Source organism: Natrinema salinisoli, assembly GCF_020405205.1.
Taxonomy (GTDB): domain Archaea; phylum Halobacteriota; class Halobacteria; order Halobacteriales; family Natrialbaceae; genus Natrinema; species Natrinema salinisoli.
Window position 1 is genome coordinate 254,746 of the sequence record NZ_CP084470.1, and the last position, 20,826, is coordinate 275,571.

A 20,826-nucleotide genomic window follows, 5' to 3' on the forward strand; every position below is an offset into this window, starting at 1 on the left:
GAGTACCGAGAGAATCCTTATGCAGTCGTTTGGACGTGTTTCGACCGAGTGTATGGTTGATCCACACGACAGATCCGATCGGTTCGAGCTGATCGCCGCCTGCGAGGGGGCGACACTCGCTCAGTTCGCCAACGACGTGCTCGAAGGGGACCCGCCGCTGTCGGTCCGTCAAGAACCACGGCCACAGTTACTGATGCAACAGGTGTGTGACCCGGTCGAACGTCGCCCGTTCAACCTCGGCGAAGTTCTGGTGACACCCGCGGAGGTCGAACTCGAAGGGACACGCGGCTTTGCCATGGTGCCGGGCAAGGGCGAACGGGCCGCGCTCTCGGGCGCGATCGTCGATGCTGCTGTCGCCGCGGGCCACGAGGAGACGCCCGCGATCGTTGCTGCCCTCGAAGACGTGGCCGCTCGGGAACGCGAGCAGCGACGACAGGATTGGGCCCAGAGCAAACACACCGCCGTCGAATTCGAGACGATGGAGGGGCAAGAGTGAGAGCCCTCGGCATCGATCCCGTTCACGACACCCGCCGGACGTTCGACGGGCTACTGGAGGCGATGAGCCGGCCCGGAACCGTCCACGCCGTCCCAGCGCCCGCGGACCACGCCGTCGTGGCGACCCTCGTCGATCACGAGGTGACGCTGGCGACCGACGACGAGACCGTGCGGGCCGCCCTGTCCGATCAGGGCCGGCTTCAACGCGCTCCGTTCGGGGAGGCGGACATCGTCCACGCCCGCGAACACCTCGATTGGGATGTGCAGGACTGCAGGCGTGGCTCGCTGACCGAGCCCAGCGACGGGGCGACCGTCGTCTACCGCGTCGAAACACTCGACGACGACGCGGGCGACGGAACAACACTGAGCCTCTCGGGCCCAGGTGTCGACGGGACGGCAATGCTATCGGTGGCGCTGCCCGAGACGGAACTGTCCGCACTCGCTGCGGCCCAGTCCGACTACCCGCGCGGCGTCGACGCTATCTTCGCCACCGAGGATCGCGTGGCCGCACTCCCGCGGTCGGTAACGTTGGAGGTGGTCTGAGTGGGGTACGTCGCGGTTACTGCCGGGGAGGAACTCGTCGAGCGCGCCGAGCAGTTGTTCGAAAAACAGCGCATCGACGACGACTCCGACGATATCGGCGTCGATCAGATCGAGGGGCAACTCGGCCGCCTCACCGCACAGGCGATGAGTGAGGGCGGCCTCTACGCTCCGCGACTGGCCGCGCTGGCGATCAAGCAGGCCCAGGGCGACACGGTCGAGGCCGCGTTCCTGCTGCGGGCGTACCGCTCGACGCTGGAACGGTTCGACGAAACTGCCACAGCCGATCCGGCCGAAATTATCGCCAGTAGGCGGGTTTCACCGGCGTTCAAGGACGTCCCCGGTGGCCAGATCCTCGGTGCGACCAAGGACTACACCCAGCGACTACTGGATTTCGATCTCGCTGACGACGATCCCGAGGACCCCACTGCCGAGTGGGACCTCGACGACGAGGGTGATCCCGAGCGGCTGACTAACGTCACGGAACTGCTCCGGGAAGAAGGGCTGTTGCACGAACCCGACGAACCGATGGTCGACGAACCCAACGACACGACCCGGGAGTCGGTCACATACCCGCCCGAGCGCGACGAGGTCCTCCAAGAGCTAGCCCGCGGCGAGACCGGCGCGGTGACCGCGCTGGGCTACTCCGCGCTGCGGGGGTACGGCCAGGTCCATCCGACGCTGGCGGAGGTTCGGGTCGGACGCCTGCCTGTCCGGATCGAACACCCGTACACCGGTGAGGAGGTGACCGTCACCCACACCGAGGTCACCGAGTCCGAGGCGGTCGTCCCCGTCTACGAGAAGCGCGAGGACCCACAGTTCGCGTTCGGATACGGGCTGACCTTCGGCCGCAACGAGCGCAAGGCTATCGGAATGACGGTTCTGGACGCCTCAATCCAGCTCGACAGCGACGACGAACCCGCCGAGAACGCCGAGTTCGTCCTCGACACGGTCGACGGGATGGACTCCTTCGGGTTCATCGAACACCTCAAACTGCCCCACTACGTCACGTTCCAGTCGATCCTGGACCGCATCCGCGCCATCAGAGAGCGCAAGGGGTTGAGCGAGGGCGGCCGCATCGAAACCGGCGAACAACTCGCGGATCCAGCAGTCGCGGGAACGAGTGACGATGACTGAACAGACCACAACCGACGACGTATCGCCTGGCGGGGGCACGCCCATCGCGACAGACTCCGTCGACGCCGCTCTCGAGTCCCTGGACAGTGACGGCCTGGAGGGGTACAATTACGCGTACCTCGACGAGCACACCAAACGCGAGGTCCGACGCTCGATACTGAAAGCCGTCGCCATCCCCGGCCATCAGGTGCCCTACGCCTCCCGGCCGATGCCGCTGGCCCGCGGGTGGGGAACCGGCGGTATTCAGGCCTCGCTGTCGATCCTCGATCCCGAGGACACGTTCAAAGTGATCGACCAGGGCGCGGACGAGAGCGTCAACGCCGCCAACATCCGTCGGCTGGCGGAGAACACCGCCGACGTGGCGACGACGACCGACACCACTGAGGCGGACCTGATCCAGAGTCGCCACCGCATCCCCGAGGAGGTGCTGACCGACGAGCAGCGCCTGGTGTTGCAGGTTCCGATCACCGACGCGCTGCGGACGGTCGATCCCTCGGACGCGGCCAACCGTCGGCGACACGCTCACAAGAACTACGGGAAAATGTGGGTCCACCTGTACGAGAACATCGTCGAGTACGGCGAGATCAAGATCGCCTCTCGGTATCCGACGATGGTCGCCGGGCGCTACCTGATGGACCCCTCGCCGATCCCGCGATGGGACGTACCGAAACTCGATCACGCGGACCATCTCACGGTGTTGGCTGCGGGCCGGGAGGCGCGTATCTACGCCGTCCCGCCACACACCGAGGTCGAACCACTGGCCTTCGAGGACCGGCAGTTCACCGTCGAGCGCTTCCCCGAGCAGGCCTGCCACGCCTGCGGGTCGACCGACACATACCTCGTCGAAGTCTCAGAGGAGGCCACCGAGGACGGAGATGACGCCTTCGAAACCCGCTACGCCTGCAACGACTCGAGCTTCTGTGAGAAACGCCGCGAGAACCCCGACCTCCCGAAGGACCATCACCTCGACGAGGAGGTCGACTGGGGGCCGGGAACGCCCGACGCGGGCGCGGATGACGCCGGAGCAGCGACCGAACAGGGAGGTGCCGAGGAATGACGCTGTTGGAAGCCCACGACTTGCAGACGCGCTACGGACCCGGCTGTCCCCGCTGTGTCGAGTCGACCGGCGACCGCGCTGGGACGAACCAGTGCCCCCACTGCGGTAGCGTCGTCGCCTGTGCCGAGGCGGATCTCAGCGTCGAGGCCGGGGAGGTGTTGGGTATCGTCGGCGAGTCCGGGTCCGGTAAGTCCAGCCTCGCGGAACTGCTCGCGATCGAGCGCGACGACGACGCTACAACTGCCGGCGAGGTCAACTACGCGGGCCACGACGGTAATCTGCTCGAGGTAGACTACGAAACGCGCCACGATCTCCGCACGGGAGAGATCGCGCTCGTCCACCAGCACATCCGCGACGGCCTGAATCTCGAGTTCACTGGCGGCGGCAACGTCGCGGAGAAACTGCTCTCGGCCGGGAACCGTTCGTATGAGGATGTCCGCGGGCGCGTTCGGGATCTTTTCGATGAGACGGAGATCCCGGTCGCCCGGATGGACGACCCCACCAGCACCTACTCCGGGGGGATGCAGCGGCGCGTCCAGATCGCCCGCGCACTGGCGACCGACCCGGACCTGGTCGTGCTGGACGAACCGACGACGGGGCTCGACGTGAGCGTCCAAGCCCGCGTACTGGACATGTTCCGCCGCGTCCAGCGCGAAGAGGGCGTCGCCGCCATTGTGGTCTCACACGATCTGAGCGTCGTCCGCCTACTCGCCGATCGGACGCTCGTAATGCGCCACGGTCGCATCGTCGAGTCCGGTCTCACCGATCGCATCATGGAAGACCCGCACCACGAGTACACCCAGACCCTCATCAATTCAGTCATATGACAGTCCTGTCCGTCGACGGTCTCTCCAAAACCTTCGACATGCACGTGCTCGGCGACACCCAGGTCGTCGGTCTCGACGACGTATCGTTCGACGTCCGCGAGGGCGAGTTCCTCGCTATCGTCGGAGAATCCGGCAGCGGTAAGTCCTCGCTGCTGAAGTGTCTGTACCGCACCTACGATCCCAGTTCGGGCGAGGTCGTCTACCACGGTCCCGACGGCGACGTCGATCTGGCCTCGTGTCTCGACCGGACGGTCATCGACCTCCGAGGGGACAGCATCGGATACACCTCACAGTTCCTCGACGAAATTCCCCGGGTCCCCGCGGTCGACGTGGTTGCTCGGCCCCTAGTCGAACAGGGGGTCGACCGCGAGGATGCGCGGTCGACTGCTCGTGACCTGCTTTCGGCGCTGTCGGTACCCGAAGAGCTGTGGCAGGCGTATCCGGCGACGTTCTCCGGCGGCGAGCGCCAGCGAGTGAACCTCGCACAGGCCCTCGCACCGAAACCGGACCTGCTCCTGCTGGACGAACCGACCAGCGCGCTCGACCCCGACACCCGCCAGGCCGCGATCGACCTCCTTTCGACGTATCTCGGTTCGGAGACGACGGTCATCGGCGTCTTCCACAACACGGATGTGGTCGATGCCGTCGCGGATCGAGTGGTCGTCCTGGACGACGGTCGCCTCCAGCGCGTCGCCTCCATCGAGGCGTACGATGAGGAAGTGGTGATCGGATGAGTTCAACCGCCCAGACCACTGAGGGAAGTGTCGCCGTCGTCGGCGGACGCGTCATCACGCCCGAAGCCGTGCTCGAGGGCGGCGTTCGTATCGAGGGCGATCGCATCGTCGAAGTCGGAGATGTCGATGGCGACGCCGACACCGTGATCGACGCCGACGGCCGGCTCGTCCTGCCCGGTCTGGTCGATCTCCACGGCGACGACATCGAGAATCACCTCCATCCGCGCTCCGGAGCGCGAATGGCGCTCCCCATGGCGCTGGCCTCGGCTGACCGCGCGAACGTTGCGGCGGGAATCACGACGAAGTTTCACGCCATCTCGTTCGAACTTGACGAGGAAGCCGATCGGTCGCCCGAACTCGCGGCGACGTTGACAGCGGCAATCACCGCTGCCGACGACCTCCTCGTGGACCACCGCCTGCACGCTCGCTGTGAAGTCACGCAAAAACGCTGTGTCGACGCGGTTCTCGAAGTCGTCGAGAACGGCGACGCCGACCTCGTTTCGGTGATGAGCCACATCCCCGGCAAGGGCCAGTTCCGCGACGTCGAGGCGTTCAAACGGTACTACGAGAACGCCAGCGAGCACACGGCCGAGGAGGCCGAAGAGATGATCGAAGAGCGAACCGACATCGCGATGGCGACGCTGCGCGAGCGCGTCGACGAGATCGTCGAGGCCGCCCACGACACCGGTGCAGTGACGGCCTCGCACGACGATGAAAATCCCGCGGAAGTCGAGCGATTGGCCGAAGCCGGCGTGGACATCACGGAGTACCCGATCACGTTAGAGACCGCCGAACGCGCAGCCGAACTGGGTATGACGACCGCGATGGGCGCTCCGAATCTCGTCCGCGGAGAGAGCCAGTGGGGCAACCTCTCGACGGGCGACGCCATCGACGCCGGCGTCGTCGACTCTCTCGTGGCCGACTACCACCCGCCATCGTTGCTCGCGGCGGCGTTCGTCGACACCGGTGAACCACTGCCCGAGCGGGTCAACCGCGTCAGCGCAAATCCCGCCGACGCGGTCGGTTTCGACGACCGCGGTCGGATCGAAGTCGAGGCGCGAGCCGACTTGCTCGTCGTCGACCGTGACCCGACACCGACGGTCGCTAGCGCGCTCGTCGCGGGCCAGCCGGTCTACCGCGCCGATCGGGTGGTGCGATGACCCCGAGCGTCGGCGCAGCGATGGACATTCGCTTCGGGGAGACCGTCGAAGAGTTCATGCGCTACGTCACCGACATCGGACTGGACCACGTGGAGTTCAAACGCGAGTACCTCGCGGGCCATCCGGAGACGCCCGGCCCCGAGCGGATTCGGGAACTGTCCGACCGCTACGGCGTCAGCGTCACGTACCACGCGCCCTTCCGAGACTGGAACATCGGCAGTTATAACGAAGTGGTACGGCAGGACTCCGTCGAGCGGGTCAAGCGGACGATCGATGACGCTGCCGAGGCCGGGGCCGGGGCCGTCGTCGTCCACGGTGGGTCGGTCCCGAAGCGCTACCCCGAGTGGGTCCGCGACCGCGCGAAGCAGAACGCGCTGCACTCGCTTGCGGAGTGTGCCGAGTACGCTCAACTGGTTGGCGTGCCGCTGTGTCTGGAAAACCAGCCCATCAATGAGGAGAAGCGGCGCTACACTACGACGCCAGCAGATCTCGCGGCGATGCGGAACACCGTCGACGTGCCACCGCAGTACCTCGGGGTCACGCTCGACGTGGGCCACGCGAAGGTCAACGGCTACGACTGGCGCGCGTTCGTGGAGGAATTCGGCCACCGAATTCGGGTCTGTCATCTCCACGACAACGACGGCACTGCCGACCAGCACGAGCCGTTTCCCGACTACGAGTCGGTCGTCGAGGCGATTCCGGCGGACTACTTCGTCTTCGAGACGAAATCCGTCGACGACCTGGCGACAAGCGTCGGCACCGACGAAATGCCCCCGGAAACGGAGCTACCGGCCTATGAGTGATCGATGGGTGGGCGACTACGATGCCGTCGTCTTCGACAACGACGGTGTGCTGGTCGCGCCGACTGAGCACGAGATACTCGTCGACGCCGTCGTGGACTCGTTTCGAGCCTTCGGCGTCGAGATCGATCGTTCGATCGCCCGACGGACGGTCGCCGAGGATACCGTCCCGATCGAGGCGGCCCGCGAACACGGACTCGATCCGGAAACGTTCTGGCATCACCGCGAGTTGACCGCCAGCCTCGCCCAGCAGACCCACGTCCGGGATGGCGGCAAGCAAGTCTACGACGATGTCGCGGCGCTCGGACAGCTGGACCTGCCTCTCGGGATAGTGAGCAACAACCAGCACGCAACGATCGAGTTTCTGCTCGCACACTACGATCTGGACGGGTTCAGGACGGCCTACGGTCGACAACCGACGCTCGAAGGTGCGGACCGACGGAAGCCGGAGCCGGATTACCTCGAGCGGGCGCTGGCGGACTTAGACTCGAGTGAGGCACTGTACGTTGGTGACTCCGAGAAGGACGTCGTCGCGGCCCGGCGTGCCGGTATCGACTCGGTCTTTCTCCGCCGGGACCACATCGCAGACGTGGCCCTCTCAGTCGAGCCGACTGCTGAAGTGCCGGATCTCCGGACGCTGGTTGAAATACTGACCGAACAGCGCTGACAGCGACCGATACTCTCTTTTAGCTCCCGAAGCAGACGAAGTACGGACTCTACAGACGATAAGTTCACAGTGAGACTGTTCGGGGGTTGGAGTATGCACCGACGAGCCGTTCTCGGGACGCTTGCCGCAGGTTTCGGGACACTGGTTGCGGGCTGTTTCGGATCGAGAGTTGACGGGGAGGTCATCTCAAACGAAACACCGCTCGCCTTCTCCCACGAGTACTCGACGCAAGCGACGTACTCCGGTACCCGTGTCGTCGTCGATGTGACAGCCGAAAACCAAGGGATCGAACCAATTACGCCGGAGGGACGGGTCCCACGAGTCGTCTGCACGTTCTTGGACAACGGCGGCGAAACGCTGCACCGATCGGGGCTCGAGCTGAAGAGGTCCATCGGCGTCGAAGAAACGATCACGTTGGAGTTCACGCTGGCGGTCGATGTCGACGATGTGAGCCGCTATGCGCTCCGGAGCGAATGGGTCGAGGAGTGACAGTTCCTAGACCTTGACAAAGGGAATTCTGACACCGAGTCGACTGTCCCGGGAAACTCAGAGCGACGCCAGTAGAGATGTCGGATGCCACTCATCAAGAGAAATCCAGACGACCGTCCCTCAAGCCAGGTAGAGCATCTCAAGTAAATCTGGTTCTAACGTTCTCTTGGAGGTACTAACGATCACGATTTTGCTTTCCGAGGGAGCCGCCATTTGGCATCAATCGAGATTTTCGCAAATCCCATGACGGTTTCATCTGCTCCAAATGGCATCGCTACCTGCTGTCCGCTTCCCTTGCCCTGTACTGGTTGCCTATATGATGAACACTACACATTGATTTCTAAATTTCCAATATATATTACTAATATAAAATATGATTACGCGACTGGTCCCCGTTTCAGGTGATGTCACGAGAGACAGACCGAATTGCGAGTCACGTATCGCGACGCAATGTCGTCAAAGGTACTGGTACGATGCTCGGTATCGCATCAATTAGCGGTACTGGTGCAGCGGATCGAAATAAAGGCCACGAGCAAGGCTGGGGAGACGAGATCCGTATCACTGCCCACCGCGGGTTTAGAGACGTCTTCCCGCAGAATACGGTCGCCGCTATCGAGGGATCGTGTCGCCTCGGTACCGACCGTATCGAAATCGACATCGAAGCGACGAAGGACGGCGAGATCGTCGTTTTCCACGATGCGGCCCTAGACGCGCTCACAGACGAGTCAGGACTCGTCGGTGAAACGTCATCGGAAATAGTGTTGCAGGCGGAAGTCCTCAACTCCGGGGAGACAATCCCAACACTCGCCGAGACGCTCGAGGCGGCCAGACCGGACGTCACGATCAACATCGAGTTCAAGAATTCGGGCCCACTCACTTGGACGGAGTTCGCTGAGCGAACACTGCATATCGCATCGTACTACTCAGGCGAGTACTACGCATCCTCGTTCGACCCGGGCGCGCTCAGGGCGGTTCGAGACGTCGACCCGAACGTCGATGTGGCACCCATCTTCGGCGAAAACAAGGCCGAAAACCTGGCTATTGCCCGCGAACTCGACGCTAAAGCAGTCAATGTATCGACCGGAGTGCTCGACGAGGACCTTGTGGAGACCGCACACGAGGAGGGTCGGGAAGTAAACGTCTGGACGATCGACAGCTGGCGGGAAGCCAGCGGACCGGTTGAGCTGGGCGTCGATGCCCTGATCGCGGATTACCCCCATATGGCTACCTTCGCTACCAAAGATACGCATCGTAGCCCGCCGGGTTGGGGGTGGCACGGGTCCAGCGGGGAATAGAGTTACACTCCGGTCAGAGGCCACTGATCGGAATAGAGTTGTAACGGTGAGTTCGCGTTCAAAACGCTCGGACGGCCGGTTATTTTCTAGGCACTGATCAAGGGCCACAGTTGTCGCCGCTGCTCCCACGCCTCAGCAGTGGCCGACGGCGAACAGGGCGATCGATGGCGTTGACGTCTCTCGACCGCCATCAGGTTGCTAGTGCCTGACAGTGAATCGAGAAACACGGCGTAAATAGGCGAGAACGGTTCGGTAAGACGGCGAAAAAGCCGGTCCGAAGACTGCCTACTCGGCCGTACTGAATTCGTTGAACAACGCGACGACGCGGCGTTCGATCTCGTCGCGAATGCCGCGAACTCGCTCCGGATCCCGTCCGTCAGGGTCGTCAAGCGCCCAGTCACGGATGTCAACGTCCTCGCCGACTTGGCCGACATCGAGCGTCGAACAGCCCATCGTTGCGACGTAATCACAGGACTGTAACTCTTCCAGCGAGATCTCTCGCGGCGTTCGGTCCGAGAGGTCGAATCCCGCTTCTTCCATCACGTCGATGACTTCGTCGTGGACGTGCTCGGCCGGGTGGGTCCCACCGGTGAGGATCTCAACGCGGTCCCTGAGCCCACGTTGTTCTCGTTCACGTTCCGCAAAGGCCGTAGACATCTGGGAGCGGCCAGCGTTCTGGACGCACATGAAGGCGATGCGAATCGGTCCTTCTGTTTCAGTGTTGGATGACATTGATTTGGATGGTTAGTCGTCCGTCGCCGAGTCAGACACAGACGAATCGAGACTACCGGTATCGAAGCCGCCCCAGTCGAACTTTCGCTGGAAGTACAGTGCGACGTTGACCAGCGCGAGCAAGACGGGGACTTCAATAAGCGGGCCGACAACGGTTGCGAATGCGACACCAGAGCCGACACCGAATACCGCCACGGCGACGGCGATGGCGAGCTCGAAGTTGTTCGACGCCGCTGTGAACCCGATGGCAGTCGTCGTGGAGTAGTCCGCGCCGATACCTCGCCCCATCCCGAAGCTCACGAGGAACATCACGACGAAGTAGATCGTCAGCGGCACCGCGATCAACAGGACATCGCCCGGCGAGGCGACGATGGCGCCGCCCTGCGTGGCGAACATCACGATCACGGTGAACAGCAGCGCAACGAGCGTTAGCGGATCAATCTTCGGAATAAACTCGTCATCGTACCAGGCTTCACTCTTGGCGCGAGTTCCGACATACCGGGTCAGGAAGCCGCCCGCGAACGGAATCCCGAGAAAGATGACGATCGCCTCAAACACCTGCATCGGCGAGATGTCGAAGGTCGTGATCCCAGCGACGAGCGATTCCATGCCGAGCAGCGGCGGGAGGAACAGCGCGAAGAACCAGACGTACACCCCGTAGGTGATGATCTGGAAGAGGCTGTTGAACGCGACGAGGCCGGTGACGTACTCGGTCGAGCCCTCCGCGAGTTCGTTCCAGACCAGTACCATCGCGATACACCGCGCCATTCCGATGAACACGAGCCCGAGGAAGTACTCCGGCCGCGCTGGCAGGCCGGGGGCGAGCCCACTGAAGAAGACGACTGCCAACCCGAACATCAACGTCGGGCCGATCAACCAGTTCTGGATGAGACTGAGTCCGAGCACACGCCAGTTGCTGAAGACGGTCCGAAGTTGCGAGTAATCGGCCTTCGCCAGTGGTGGGTACATCATCAGAATGAGCCCGATCTCGACGAGATGGAAGTCCTGAATCGGTTGGGTCACCGACGGGGCGACGAAACCGAGTCCAACGCCGATTGCCATCGCACCAAAGATCCAGACGGTAAGGTACTTGTCGAGAAAGTCCATCGACCGCGGGTCACCACAGCTCTCACAGTCGCAGTTGGGGCCGTGGTCGTGGGCGTCGACGTTACTCATCGGCCACACTCCCATCGAGGACGGTAACGAGCGCGACGGCCCGGTTGGTAGCGCGGTACTTCTTCCACCGGCCGTCCTTTCGGCCGTCAACCAGTCCTGCATCGACGAGTTTCGAGAGCGCGTGGCTGAGACCACTCTCGGTCACGTCGACAACCGCGTTCAGCTCACAGACGCAGAGTTCATCTTGCGCGGCAACGAGCACCCGGACGAGCGTATACCGCGTCTCGTTGGAGAGTGCCGAAAGTACATCGAGTTCAGTGTCCACCTGCGCTGTCCCGAGTGCTGCTTCGAGAGTGCTGAGCTCGTCGAGCCGGCGTTCGACGTCCTCATTGCGACACTCCTCGAGTTCGTCGTCGAGATAGCGTCGAAGTCGTTCCGTCGCTTGGGTCATCATCGTCGAATTGAATAGATACTCAAGTAAGAGTTCCGATTATCACTCCATATAGCGCATATTCTCGCTAATAGCCCTAACAGAGCGTGGGAATACTTGAGCACTTTCTAAAGTATGTGATCGGCGGCCGTTATGAACCATGTGGACTCTCGGTCAAAGAAGAACTCAAGAAATACGGATCTATGATCTTACCAGCAACTCATTCTAACGTCGGCCCTTTCCGCTCATTCTACTGCCCGCTCATCAGTTAGCACTTCATCAAATGTTCCACGTAATCGCTCAACTTTTTATCGCCCCAGAAGGGGTGAAGGGGCTGTTCTGTTGTCCCTTCGGAGTCAATGATGGCAACGAGAGATATCTATACGACGGCGTTCGACGAAGACGTCCAGACGACTACAACTACTTGTCCTGACTGTGGGGGCAGTCGCCGAAGAACTGGCCGCGAAACGATTTGTGAGGACTGTGGCCTCATGCTCGAGGAGACCCAGAATGACCGAGGACCAAACTGGGGACGGAGTGACGGGCAGGAATCGAAGAAACGGACTGGCGCACCACTGACGCCAACGCGTCACGATCGGGGTCTGTCCACTGAAATTGGCTATCACCGAGATGGGAACGGAAACACGCTCTCGAGTTAAAAGCGACGGCAGCTGAACCGACTGCGTCGCGAACAGTCTCGCGCACAGTGGCAGTCGAAAGCGGAACGGAACCTCGCGTATGGCCTCAGTGAAGTCCGGCGGATCGTCGCTCGTCTCGGTCTGGCGGAGAGTATCCGTGATCAGGCATGTACGCTCTTCCGACGGGCCCAATCCGAGGGGCTCTGTCACGGTCGATCGCTCGAGGCGGTAGCCGCAGCCAGTGTCTATGCAACGTCCCGATGTAACGGGTTCGGGCGATCACGGGCAGAAATCGCTGCCAGTGCTCGCTGTGATCAGGGGAGACTCACCAACGCCTACGACGCGATGAATGTCGACCTCGAGTTACCGACACAGCCGATATCGTCGATCGATCGCATTCCAAAACTAGCGACGGAGCTCGAGGTTCCAGACCGAGTCCGTCGACGGGCAGTTGAGCTCGCACAGCAGGCGAGTGACGCTGGACTCACGATCGGCCGTCGACCGAGTGGCGTCGCGGCGGGGTGTCTGTATCTCGCTGCCGAGCGAGCTGGATTATGTCTCTCACAGCAGCAAATCGCTGATACTGCAGGAACATCGCCGAACACACTTCGAAATCGACGGGACGAGCTACTCGAGCTCGACGCCTGCTAAGAAAGAAGGACAGGATGAAGGTAGCGAGACTCCACTCGAACGGTGACTCGTGTAGGTTTTTCACCCCCTGAGGGGTGAGGGGCGTTCTCAGAAGTGAGCGTCCGTCATCGAAACCAATGACTATGAGCGACTGTTCGCAGGTGTCCTTCGATAACTCAGACACCAGACGTGAGGAGATGCATAATACGATGGAAGCGTGGGCCGAAGACCTCGTCGAGGAAGTCGACGACGCAGCCTCGAGTAAGCAGTTCCAGGAGTGGCTCGATGTGCAGAGTCGCTTCCATGACTACTCCTACCGAAATACACTCCTGATCAACCGGCAGTGTCCACATGCGACCCGCGTCGCCGGCTATCGGACTTGGCAGACTGAATTCGATCGTCATGTGAAAGAAGGTGAAAACGCGATCTGGATCTGGGCACCAATCATCGCGAAGCAGTGTCCCGACTGTGAGAACTCGCCATCATACCACGAGCGAAGCGACTGTGACTACGACGAGACGCCACCTGAAGAATGGTCGAAAGGTCTTGTCGGTTTTCGGCCAGCACCAGTGTTCAATATTTCCCAGACTGAGGGAGAGCAACTGCCCGAGCTCGAGACCGAAGCGACTGGAGATGTCGATGAACTACTGCCAGCGCTTCTCGAGGCAGCCTCGTCACTCACTGTGGATGTGGCGGTCGTCTCCCGAGACGAATGGTCTCACGGCGATGCCAAGGGTATCTGTCAGTATCGTTCGCCTGCAGAGCCACCACTCGTCGAAGCACGTAACCGTGAGAACAGTGCCGATCTCGCTGTGACGCTCGTCCACGAGTACGCGCATGCCCTCTTACACAATGACACCGACGACAAGACCGAGCGCTCGAAACGCGAACTCGAAGCAGAGGCAGTCGGCTACATCGTCGGGCGGTACTTCGGCCTGGATACGAGCGGGTCGGCGTTCTATCTGGCTGCATGGGAAGGTAACGAGCCGGAGGTTATCTTCGACCGTCTCGAGTGGATCAGTTCGACAGCTGCGGAGATCATCGATGTCGTTGACGGGGTGATGGAGGATGAGTGATCGAAGGCTCCTCCTCGAGATCGTCACTACGCTCGAAGAGCAGGGACTCGGTCGTGACGAGTACCAATTGCAGCGGGCGGTCGATATCGAAGCACTTGAGCAACTCGTTGACTCAGCAGGTGCTGATCTCGAGGTCACATTCTCGGTTGGTGAGTTCCGTCTCTGCGTGACGCAGTCCGATGTGCAAGTTCTCGAAGGCCCGTAGTAGGAGAACCTAGCTGGTTCTCCTATCGTATCGCACTCGATGAATCGTCGATCTTGACAGTCATCGCTCGAGGTGGCTATGGGCGAGCGGACACAGTTGGGAGAGAAAGAAGACCGGTCGCTACCGTCGTGTCTGTACTGGGGGAGAGCAGTGATTCTGGTATACACACGTAGGCAGATAGAACATATCGCATCGCCGTATGGCTGTCGAGTAGCGTCGCCAGACCTCTGTGGAATACTCTGCATCGATGTGATTGCAACCACCGATGCTACATATTTTGGAGCGGCATGATCAACGCGATTTTGAACCGCATTCAGGAGTTAGTCTTCCGGCATCGTCACTCGAAGTTCGCCGTCAACCTCGTAAAAGTAGCCTCGCTCGATCAACCGGGAGAGTGCGTGGGTCGCGTCCTCGGATTCAAGCCCTAAGTCATCAGTACTGCAAAGAACCTCGGTCGCTTGCTCTCGGGGGACTGACTGCACATCTTCCTCTTCAGCTGAATTGAAACTGTGAGTACAAAGGACATCGTACGCGTCTAAAATCCACCTTGGAAGCGGTGGCCGTGGATCGGAAACATCGTTCATATCGAATTCGTATTTGGAACTTCGTCATCGGCTCGGTTAAGAGCATCCCCCAACAGGTACAGAGCTGACTCCGTGAGGTATCACACCACTTCGAGTGCTGTCTCAAACAAACAGAGTCTGAGATACTTTCTACCGCCGATTACCTAATCTGAAAGTGTTTTTCGCGCCTGACGGGTGAGGCGCGTCCACGTGTGCCTCGAGAGTACCCATGAGTACAGATCGGCCAATTCAGAGCAAGCAACACCAAGACCACCAACATGATTGCAATGACACCAGTGACCGAGAGCGACGTTATTCCGGCGACGTTGCTCGACAGAACGAGCACGAACTCGTCGCCATCGACGAGTGGCTGCCAGGCACGGAGCCAACACCGTACGAGATCGATCTCACCGATGGTTTTGAGTACCGCACGCGCTACTGGCGCTGCCGAAACTGCGGTCAAGAACGAAATCGTCGTGACGAGTTCATCGATCGCTGTGAGACACCAGATCCACCAACTCCGCTCGGGGCCGGTGGCTACTCGATTGAGGATTCGCGAACCCGGCGTGCATTGAGCGAGGAGATGGACGTTCGCTTCGCCAGCGTGGGTTCAACCTACGAGGTCGTCAGCGAGAGCGGGAACACCTACGAGGTTGATGTTGAGACAGAGACCTGTACCTGTCCAGATTGGGAACAACGCCAGCCCACCGGTGGTTGCAAACATCTCAGACGTGTTGAACTCGAGATCCGAACTGGAATCATCCCCGCTCCAGATGGGGCGTTCAATTGATAACAGTAGTTGGTATACGGTTTCTTTATCCAGTGTTGGTCAGGAAACTCCGTTCAGTACAGAGATGACATTTGCCGCGGATTTTACGATTCATTCTAAATAGATAAGCCCTGCTACTATCTCCAGATAACTACTCGATCAAAACAGTGAATTCGTCGTCGAGATCGATTGTAGCAGTGGATCCAGCATATGGAAACACAATCGTCTCAATTCTATCACTAGCGAAGAGGTGAACAATTAGAAAATTATGCGATCCAATACACGTTCTAAATAGACATTCATTGATTGTCATTGCAGAAATATTGAAGACATTCCAATTGATACAGTGTAGTATGAGTCCAAGACTCACGCTCGAACCGGTTGACAATATTCCCTCTGACTCCCAAGTATGCCACTACGACGAACTGAGTGAAGACGCGAAAGAAGAACTCCCTCTCCTCACAGTATCTGATGGTGTCTCTGTCGATGGATCAATCGCAGACGGGTTCCATAACTGTGATCTCGTGAAGTCCACTGACTACTACGAGGTTTCTGTTGTCTAATCGATGAACTGTTCCTCCCATCTCTGCCTGTCCTCAATCGCTTCCTCTCCCTTATTAGCAATTGCATAGTAGTTTGTTCGCCTGTCGAGTTGCCCTTTCTCAACCAACTCCTTGTTGACGAGCGTGTCGAGGTTGGATAGAGCCGTCCATGACTGATATCGGCGTTGTAGTACTGTTCAACTTCGTCTTTGACGTACTGACCTGATGGTTGGTCTGCGCCTGCGATGACGTACAACGGGTCGCGTTGGAATCCCGTGAGGTCGTCCACTTCGTTGGATTCCATTGGGCGTGGTGTTTGTTATCCATCCGATATCATATTATAAGCTCACTGTAGTCACCGAATCGGGCGATTCGGTTTCAGAAATCGTTCTGAATACGGGCTACTATCTACTGATAAACTGTGGGTTGAACTGATCGACCGCTCGAGATAATTTGTCGCCCCCAGAGAGGTGCGGAGGCCCTATTGAAGCCTGCCGCAACAATCCATGCGAACAACTGATATAGCACCAGCGTCGCCAGCCGCGGAGACAATTCAGTTCCTGAAGCGAGGTATCGCCAGATGACCGAGCGCAACACGTGTCGGATACCGAATTATTCAGCACTCACTTGCGATCAGGCAGGATACGCTATCCGATTCTGTTCGGATAGCTGTGAGGTCCGAGATGACCACCTGCAGGCGGACGCTCGAGACGCGGCTCAGGAGGCTGCACTCTGATGCTCGAGCAGATCGAAGGACACTGAGTTTGAGGTGACAGCCAAGATTACCGCGCCCGGACTGCTCTCTGGATTGTCGATTAGGGGACCGATCGGCGGGGTAGGTGTTTTTCGTGGATCAGTGATCGTTGGTGTGTTGCTCGTATTGGGTATCGGTGCTGCATGGCAGCTGTGGTCCTACTAACTGATAGTTCTGTGTTGCTGCGAGTCTTCCGAAAAACGTCTACTATCTGCTGGGAATCTCCATGCCGGTGATGAGTATTGTCGTACCAACATTTTTTACGAGTAGATTCAGTAGTGCTATGGTATGGCATCCGATACTCCTCCCAGTACGACGGTCGATACGCCAGCCGCTGATAAGAGTGGGTCCAGTACTGCGATCAACGCGTTGATCGGGGCGGCCGCCGGTGTCATCCTCTCGTTCGTGCCGTTTTCCACATTGCTCGGTGGGGCGATCGCTGGCTACCTCGAGGGCGGCGAACCAGGTGATGGGTTGAGAGTTGGCGCTATCGCGGGGGTTGTCATGCTCATCCCGATGGTGCTCATAGGAATGTTCTTCATGATGTTTTTCGTTGGTTTCGGGACCGGTGGTGCTCCCCTCGCGTTCGGTATGATGGCGATCCTCATGCTGATGTTTGGTGCCTTGTATACCGTCGGTTTGAGTGCTGCCGGTGGTTACCTCGGTATCTACCTCAAGCACGAACTGTGATGCGATGAATTACAATCAGAAGCGCACTTAACTAGCGTGCGATGGCTATCAGGTTCCTTCCCGTGCCGTCCATTCTGCACTTGCCTCGACGGCATTCTCAATCGTCAGCCTCGCGTACTCTGGTGGCGCATCGCTCTCGTCGCCCCCACCATCTGGGAGAAACTCAAACGTTTTCTGCTCACCATCATCACCGATACGGGCAGCGAGTGTGGCGGCTGTCCCCGGCGCAGTGGAGATAAATTCCCGTCGAATGACTGTTTCTCCTGCTGGGATCGTCGTCTCAAGGGTGGCTGATGGGGAATGGTCAACCGTTGTAACGGTGATAGACAAGTCTGACTGTGATGTATTGTAAACCCAGAGCGTCCCGCCGGGGTATTCGGGAGCGGAATCACCTTCAGAGGGAGCATCCCTACACATCCAGATATCGAGACAAGGCCGCCACCTGCCCCCACCGAAAGGAACTGCCGTCTCATCATGCTGGAGATTAGTATACTTATCCTATAAATAGGGCTGGGCCAGAGTCCACACCGTTTCCAAATTAAAATCTCCCCGTCTGATCCATACCTGATTCTACAGAGACCGAGAGATCTGCTGGTGAAAGTTACTCTGTCTCATCACATCGGTATACTTCTGCACGTCAACTGGATCCAGGTCGGCTAAGTTATCTGAGATCAGTATATTATTACATACAGCTGTCTGTTCAGGACTGCTCAGGAGACGCGTCACTATTTCGCTGCCAGCGAAGTGTCGGTCGGACAATTGATGGTATGATTCGTACACGGCCGTTCGTGGAGTGATACCAGAAGACCAGTACTAGGATCGCAATGCCAGCCCCAACGAGGCGTACAGTGACTGCCTCAACTGGAAGGACGAGCGTCTCTGCAACAGTCGTCGTGGATGTTAGTTGAACGAGGGAGACTGACATGGGCTGTGTTCCAAGAAGTCCGCCAGCAAAGTTCACTCCGAAATGGATTCCGATCGGGACGGCCAGACTCCCGCTGAGAACGTACGCGACACCGAGAAGTACGGCCAGTCCAGCGGCCATCACACCGAACACCGCTCCGCGTGCAGAGTGAGTGAGGTAGAAAAAGACCGATGCAATCACCACGGCAATGCCTGCAGCCATTCCACGTGGGAGTACCGGGATACTGTCAAGGCCCTCCATCACGTTCGTGATGAGGTATCCGCGAGCCAGTAATTCCTCCGCGACAACGATCAGGAGTTGCGAAAGACCGGTAACCCCGACAAGGAGCAGCCATACAGCAGGGCCACTGCTCACGTGGACACCGCTCACGTTGTAGTACCCGGTCACCGTTCCGACAGTGACGCTCAGGGCAGTGATACCGGCCCCGATGACAAAACCACCGGCAAACCGACACCATACATGTGAATCAAGCCTGATTCCGAGATCGGAGAGTACTCGCCGATCAAGCACCACACTGACGAGGATCACACCGAGCACGATCCCCATTGATTGGGGGAGGCCCCTTACAAGGGAATTGATCGCTTCCGGGATCGGACCACCATCTGTGAGAAGGGTTGGCCGGTATCCGCTACCGAATCCGGCGAACAGAAAGACGATCACTATTCCGAAGAGAATCCGGATCGGCGAACGGAGTCGACGTTCACTCTCATTCCAGATCAGGCGGAGTGGAAGCCGCAACTGCTCATTCTCGGTGCGAAGTATCCTGGACATGCAGAACTAATCTCTACCGTAGTGGTAGATATATTGACTCTTAAATTCCGGGTGATAATCGGTATCGTCGGTATTGGCGATATTGGTGGACAGTAGAAAGCCAGCACCGGTCAGAGATGGTCGTCGATTCTGGTCGTGCTGAACAAGGATTCCTGTAGTTACCATGCGGACTCATTACATTTCGAAAATTACCGTCCTCAGGTTAACTGTGCCCGGAGTACTCGTGATTCGGCTTTACGCAGGTGTTCGGCAATAGTACTCGGCGCACAGTCCAGTTCAACGGCAATGTCTTCTTGGCTTGCAGTCCGAGGAATGTCGTAGTAGCCCAATTCAACCGCTGTTTCGACGACTTCGTGCTGGCGGACAGTGAGGAGGGTCTCGATAGCAGCTGTCGTACCAGCGAGACCGCCCACCGCTTCGATAGTCACGTCAACCGGGACAGAGATGTCCTTCATTGCATCCTGTAGCTCGTCATCAGGGCCGAATATCGAGAACACCACTGTTCCATCAGGCTCGTATTTGATGGGGGGAACAACGACCAGTCCGCCGGAGGAGATCGGTCCGAACATTTCTTGGAGCGAGTCGGTCGTCGCGTCCCGGATGTACACGTAACAGGACCGCTTATCGATACGTTCTATGTCATAGCCGACGACCTCTGGAATCTCTTGCATCGCTCTCTCGAGCGCATCGGCGTCGCCCAGAACGTAATGGAGGATACCCAGTGCGTCACCGGTGTAGTTCCACTGTACTGCCGTCGCTCGCTCGATGAACGGTGCTTCGGTCATCACGCCGTACATTGGGTGGATATCTCCTGCCTGTCCGTGGGCCATGATGCGCACCCGGACGTGTTTCATAAGTGACGATACGTGATTGAGAACTTAAATCCGCCGAGCGTACTCGGCAGTAACCACTCGGGCTGATGGAACAAATGATCTCCTATGGTCCGAACGCTGGTGACCGGTGCAACAGGTACGCTCGGAACGGCACTGCGGCCGCGGCTCACAGCGGCAGGACACGCTGTCCGGGCGGCGAGCCGTTCACCGCCCGAAGAGACTGAAGAGGATATCGAGTGGGTAGAATTCAACGTGCTCGAGGACACGGGTATCGAGTCAGCACTCGAAAACATTGATGTCGTCATCCACACGGCGACGGCCCCACAGGGAGACACAGCGGCAGTTGACGTACAGGGCACAAAACGACTTCTCGAAGTAGCCGAGGAGGCCAGCATAGAGAATTTTATCTACCCCTCCATCGTTGGTATCGACGACATTCCCTTCTCCTACTACAAACACAAGGCCACCGCCGAGACCGCAGTCGAGGAGAGCAATGTACCGGTGACTATCGTCCGTGCGACGCAGTTCCACTCGTTCGTCGCGGAAATGTTGGGCTATGTGGCGAAACTTCCGGTATGGCCCCTCCCAACAAAAATGCAGATCCAGCCTATCGATGTCGGCGAGGTCGCGGATATTATCGTGGATTACACGACGCTGGAAGCAAGCGGCCGAATCGGCCCCATCGGCGGCCCTCAAATCCACTCAGTAGGCGAGCTCGCACAGGCGTACCGCGATTCGCGTGGGCACCGACGTCCTATCATCAGGCTCCCTATCCCCAGCAAAACTGTGGCGGCGTTTCGGACTGGCCATGCGATCTGTCCCGACCATATGATCGGGACAGTCACTTGGGAAGAGTGGCTCGCAAACCGGTATACGAGCGGAGCAGACGAAACCGACCCTCGTGTGCAGTCGCCAATCTGACCGCTGATGAGGCAACACTAACTACTTTTT

Annotated in this window: 23 protein-coding genes and 2 pseudogenes; 18 read left to right on the forward strand and 7 right to left on the reverse strand. The window is 59.2% G+C overall.

The window, feature by feature from the left end; all coding sequences use genetic code 11:
• The first annotated feature begins 52 nt into the window (after positions 1–52).
• The 11 genes from phnG to LDB05_RS22095 all read left to right on the forward strand — a co-directional run bounded on the left by phnG (position 53) and on the right by LDB05_RS22095 (position 9,201).
• Complete coding sequence (phnG, locus tag LDB05_RS22045) at positions 53–496, forward strand: phosphonate C-P lyase system protein PhnG (RefSeq protein WP_226008005.1); 444 nt, start codon at positions 53–55, stop codon at positions 494–496.
• Positions 493–1,038, forward strand: coding sequence for a phosphonate C-P lyase system protein PhnH (gene phnH / locus LDB05_RS22050; RefSeq protein WP_226008006.1), 546 nt, complete (start codon positions 493–495; stop codon positions 1,036–1,038). The genes phnG and phnH overlap by 4 nt, the downstream gene beginning before the upstream one ends.
• Positions 1,039–2,172: a carbon-phosphorus lyase complex subunit PhnI gene (locus tag LDB05_RS22055; protein WP_226008007.1), complete on the forward strand. Its 1,134-nt coding sequence runs from the start codon at positions 1,039–1,041 to the stop codon at positions 2,170–2,172. It begins immediately after the preceding gene.
• Complete coding sequence (locus LDB05_RS22060; protein WP_226008008.1) at positions 2,165–3,229, forward strand: alpha-D-ribose 1-methylphosphonate 5-phosphate C-P-lyase PhnJ; 1,065 nt, start codon at positions 2,165–2,167, stop codon at positions 3,227–3,229. The genes LDB05_RS22055 and LDB05_RS22060 overlap by 8 nt, the downstream gene beginning before the upstream one ends.
• Positions 3,226–4,056: an ATP-binding cassette domain-containing protein gene (locus LDB05_RS22065; protein WP_226008009.1), complete on the forward strand. Its 831-nt coding sequence runs from the start codon at positions 3,226–3,228 to the stop codon at positions 4,054–4,056. Before LDB05_RS22060 ends, LDB05_RS22065 begins: the two co-directional genes overlap by 4 nt.
• Positions 4,053–4,790 (forward strand): phosphonate C-P lyase system protein PhnL, encoded by a 738-nt coding sequence (locus tag LDB05_RS22070; RefSeq protein ID WP_226008010.1) that lies wholly within the window; start codon positions 4,053–4,055, stop codon positions 4,788–4,790. The genes LDB05_RS22065 and LDB05_RS22070 overlap by 4 nt, the downstream gene beginning before the upstream one ends.
• Positions 4,787–5,950 (forward strand): alpha-D-ribose 1-methylphosphonate 5-triphosphate diphosphatase, encoded by a 1,164-nt coding sequence (locus tag LDB05_RS22075; protein WP_226008011.1) that lies wholly within the window; start codon positions 4,787–4,789, stop codon positions 5,948–5,950. Before LDB05_RS22070 ends, LDB05_RS22075 begins: the two co-directional genes overlap by 4 nt.
• The gene (locus LDB05_RS22080) at positions 5,947–6,753 is read left to right on the forward strand and encodes a sugar phosphate isomerase/epimerase family protein (protein WP_226008012.1); all 807 of its coding nucleotides are present in this window, start codon (positions 5,947–5,949) and stop codon (positions 6,751–6,753) included. The genes LDB05_RS22075 and LDB05_RS22080 overlap by 4 nt, the downstream gene beginning before the upstream one ends.
• On the forward strand, positions 6,746–7,417 hold the full coding sequence (locus LDB05_RS22085; protein WP_226008013.1) for an HAD family hydrolase: 672 nt from the start codon (positions 6,746–6,748) through the stop codon (positions 7,415–7,417). Before LDB05_RS22080 ends, LDB05_RS22085 begins: the two co-directional genes overlap by 8 nt.
• A 93-nt stretch (positions 7,418–7,510) precedes the next feature.
• On the forward strand, positions 7,511–7,906 hold the full coding sequence (locus LDB05_RS22090) for a hypothetical protein (RefSeq protein ID WP_226008014.1): 396 nt from the start codon (positions 7,511–7,513) through the stop codon (positions 7,904–7,906).
• Between the two features lie 473 nt (positions 7,907–8,379).
• Positions 8,380–9,201 carry a glycerophosphodiester phosphodiesterase gene (locus LDB05_RS22095; protein WP_343232926.1) on the forward strand — a complete coding sequence of 274 codons (822 nt, stop codon included), beginning with the start codon at positions 8,380–8,382 and terminating at the stop codon, positions 9,199–9,201.
• A gap of 285 nt (positions 9,202–9,486) precedes the next feature.
• On the opposite strand, the gene LDB05_RS22100 is transcribed toward LDB05_RS22095, so the two are convergent.
• The 3 genes from LDB05_RS22100 to LDB05_RS22110 are packed head-to-tail and all read right to left on the reverse strand — an operon-like array spanning position 9,487 to position 11,500.
• Positions 9,487–9,933 carry a low molecular weight phosphatase family protein gene (locus LDB05_RS22100; protein WP_226008016.1) on the reverse strand — a complete coding sequence of 149 codons (447 nt, stop codon included), beginning with the start codon at positions 9,931–9,933 and terminating at the stop codon, positions 9,487–9,489.
• Positions 9,934–9,945: 12 nt separating this feature from the next.
• Entirely contained in the window at positions 9,946–11,109 is a 1,164-nt protein-coding gene (arsB, locus tag LDB05_RS22105; protein ID WP_226008017.1) for an ACR3 family arsenite efflux transporter, read from the reverse strand.
• Positions 11,102–11,500 (reverse strand): ArsR/SmtB family transcription factor, encoded by a 399-nt coding sequence (locus LDB05_RS22110; protein WP_226008018.1) that lies wholly within the window; start codon positions 11,498–11,500, stop codon positions 11,102–11,104. The genes arsB and LDB05_RS22110 overlap by 8 nt, the downstream gene beginning before the upstream one ends.
• 341 nt (positions 11,501–11,841) lie before the next feature.
• Here LDB05_RS22110 and LDB05_RS23695 point away from each other — a divergent pair.
• From LDB05_RS23695 to LDB05_RS22125, 3 genes and pseudogenes are all read left to right on the forward strand, one after another.
• A pseudogene (locus LDB05_RS23695) lies at positions 11,842–12,768 on the forward strand (transcription initiation factor IIB).
• A 116-nt stretch (positions 12,769–12,884) separates the two neighbouring features.
• Positions 12,885–13,823, forward strand: coding sequence for an ArdC-like ssDNA-binding domain-containing protein (locus LDB05_RS22120; protein WP_226008314.1), 939 nt, complete (start codon positions 12,885–12,887; stop codon positions 13,821–13,823).
• A complete protein-coding gene (locus LDB05_RS22125; protein WP_226008019.1) occupies positions 13,816–14,028 on the forward strand; it encodes a hypothetical protein in 213 nt (70 codons plus the stop codon). The genes LDB05_RS22120 and LDB05_RS22125 overlap by 8 nt, the downstream gene beginning before the upstream one ends.
• Before the next feature lie 320 nt (positions 14,029–14,348).
• Here LDB05_RS22125 and LDB05_RS22130 read toward each other — a convergent pair whose 3' ends face one another.
• Complete coding sequence (locus LDB05_RS22130; protein WP_226008020.1) at positions 14,349–14,612, reverse strand: hypothetical protein; 264 nt, start codon at positions 14,610–14,612, stop codon at positions 14,349–14,351.
• A gap of 208 nt (positions 14,613–14,820) precedes the next feature.
• Between LDB05_RS22130 and LDB05_RS22135 the strand changes: the two genes are divergently transcribed.
• Positions 14,821–15,381, forward strand: coding sequence for a hypothetical protein (locus LDB05_RS22135; protein ID WP_226008021.1), 561 nt, complete (start codon positions 14,821–14,823; stop codon positions 15,379–15,381).
• A 332-nt stretch (positions 15,382–15,713) separates the two neighbouring features.
• Positions 15,714–15,923 carry a DUF7979 domain-containing protein gene (locus LDB05_RS22140; RefSeq protein WP_226008022.1) on the forward strand — a complete coding sequence of 70 codons (210 nt, stop codon included), beginning with the start codon at positions 15,714–15,716 and terminating at the stop codon, positions 15,921–15,923.
• Here the strand turns inward: LDB05_RS22140 and LDB05_RS22145 are convergent.
• Positions 15,920–16,191, reverse strand: a pseudogene (locus tag LDB05_RS22145) (PadR family transcriptional regulator). The gene LDB05_RS22140 and the pseudogene LDB05_RS22145 overlap by 4 nt on opposite strands.
• Before the next feature lie 753 nt (positions 16,192–16,944).
• Between LDB05_RS22145 and LDB05_RS22150 the strand changes: the two are divergent.
• Entirely contained in the window at positions 16,945–17,346 is a 402-nt protein-coding gene (locus LDB05_RS22150; protein WP_226008023.1) for a DUF5518 domain-containing protein, read from the forward strand.
• Between the two features lie 700 nt (positions 17,347–18,046).
• Here the strand turns inward: LDB05_RS22150 and LDB05_RS22155 are convergent.
• Both LDB05_RS22155 and LDB05_RS22160 read right to left on the reverse strand, forming a co-directional pair.
• The gene (locus LDB05_RS22155; protein ID WP_226008024.1) at positions 18,047–19,042 is read right to left on the reverse strand and encodes a CPBP family intramembrane glutamic endopeptidase; all 996 of its coding nucleotides are present in this window, start codon (positions 19,040–19,042) and stop codon (positions 18,047–18,049) included.
• Between the two features lie 197 nt (positions 19,043–19,239).
• Positions 19,240–19,896 carry a helix-turn-helix domain-containing protein gene (locus tag LDB05_RS22160; RefSeq protein WP_226008025.1) on the reverse strand — a complete coding sequence of 219 codons (657 nt, stop codon included), beginning with the start codon at positions 19,894–19,896 and terminating at the stop codon, positions 19,240–19,242.
• A gap of 84 nt (positions 19,897–19,980) precedes the next feature.
• On the opposite strand from LDB05_RS22160, the gene LDB05_RS22165 reads away from it, so the two are divergent.
• A complete protein-coding gene (locus LDB05_RS22165; protein ID WP_226008026.1) occupies positions 19,981–20,796 on the forward strand; it encodes an SDR family oxidoreductase in 816 nt (271 codons plus the stop codon).
• Positions 20,797–20,826 lie beyond the last annotated feature (30 nt).

Bases quoted from the DNA above. Each gene is read 5' to 3' on its own strand.
- LDB05_RS22135 (WP_226008021.1), top strand. From the start codon at position 14,821: ATGAGTACAGATCGGCCAATTCAGAGCAAGCAACACCAAGACCACCAA.
- LDB05_RS22075 (WP_226008011.1), top strand. From the start codon at position 4,787: ATGAGTTCAACCGCCCAGACCACTGAGGGAAGTGTCGCCGTCGTCGGC.
- arsB (WP_226008017.1), bottom strand. From the start codon at position 11,109: ATGAGTAACGTCGACGCCCACGACCACGGCCCCAACTGCGACTGTGAG.
- LDB05_RS22150 (WP_226008023.1), top strand. From the start codon at position 16,945: ATGGCATCCGATACTCCTCCCAGTACGACGGTCGATACGCCAGCCGCT.
- LDB05_RS22125 (WP_226008019.1), top strand. From the start codon at position 13,816: ATGAGTGATCGAAGGCTCCTCCTCGAGATCGTCACTACGCTCGAAGAG.
- LDB05_RS22160 (WP_226008025.1), bottom strand. From the start codon at position 19,896: ATGAAACACGTCCGGGTGCGCATCATGGCCCACGGACAGGCAGGAGAT.
- LDB05_RS22110 (WP_226008018.1), bottom strand. From the start codon at position 11,500: ATGACCCAAGCGACGGAACGACTTCGACGCTATCTCGACGACGAACTC.
- LDB05_RS22090 (WP_226008014.1), top strand. From the start codon at position 7,511: ATGCACCGACGAGCCGTTCTCGGGACGCTTGCCGCAGGTTTCGGGACA.
- LDB05_RS22155 (WP_226008024.1), bottom strand. From the start codon at position 19,042: ATGTCCAGGATACTTCGCACCGAGAATGAGCAGTTGCGGCTTCCACTC.
- LDB05_RS22080 (WP_226008012.1), top strand. From the start codon at position 5,947: ATGACCCCGAGCGTCGGCGCAGCGATGGACATTCGCTTCGGGGAGACC.
- LDB05_RS22095 (WP_343232926.1), top strand. From the start codon at position 8,380: ATGCTCGGTATCGCATCAATTAGCGGTACTGGTGCAGCGGATCGAAAT.
- LDB05_RS22140 (WP_226008022.1), top strand. From the start codon at position 15,714: ATGAGTCCAAGACTCACGCTCGAACCGGTTGACAATATTCCCTCTGAC.
- LDB05_RS22100 (WP_226008016.1), bottom strand. From the start codon at position 9,933: ATGTCATCCAACACTGAAACAGAAGGACCGATTCGCATCGCCTTCATG.
- LDB05_RS22060 (WP_226008008.1), top strand. From the start codon at position 2,165: ATGACTGAACAGACCACAACCGACGACGTATCGCCTGGCGGGGGCACG.
- LDB05_RS22085 (WP_226008013.1), top strand. From the start codon at position 6,746: ATGAGTGATCGATGGGTGGGCGACTACGATGCCGTCGTCTTCGACAAC.
- LDB05_RS22070 (WP_226008010.1), top strand. From the start codon at position 4,053: ATGACAGTCCTGTCCGTCGACGGTCTCTCCAAAACCTTCGACATGCAC.
- phnG (WP_226008005.1), top strand. From the start codon at position 53: ATGGTTGATCCACACGACAGATCCGATCGGTTCGAGCTGATCGCCGCC.
- LDB05_RS22120 (WP_226008314.1), top strand. From the start codon at position 12,885: ATGACTATGAGCGACTGTTCGCAGGTGTCCTTCGATAACTCAGACACC.
- LDB05_RS22165 (WP_226008026.1), top strand. From the start codon at position 19,981: ATGGTCCGAACGCTGGTGACCGGTGCAACAGGTACGCTCGGAACGGCA.
- LDB05_RS22130 (WP_226008020.1), bottom strand. From the start codon at position 14,612: ATGAACGATGTTTCCGATCCACGGCCACCGCTTCCAAGGTGGATTTTA.
- LDB05_RS22065 (WP_226008009.1), top strand. From the start codon at position 3,226: ATGACGCTGTTGGAAGCCCACGACTTGCAGACGCGCTACGGACCCGGC.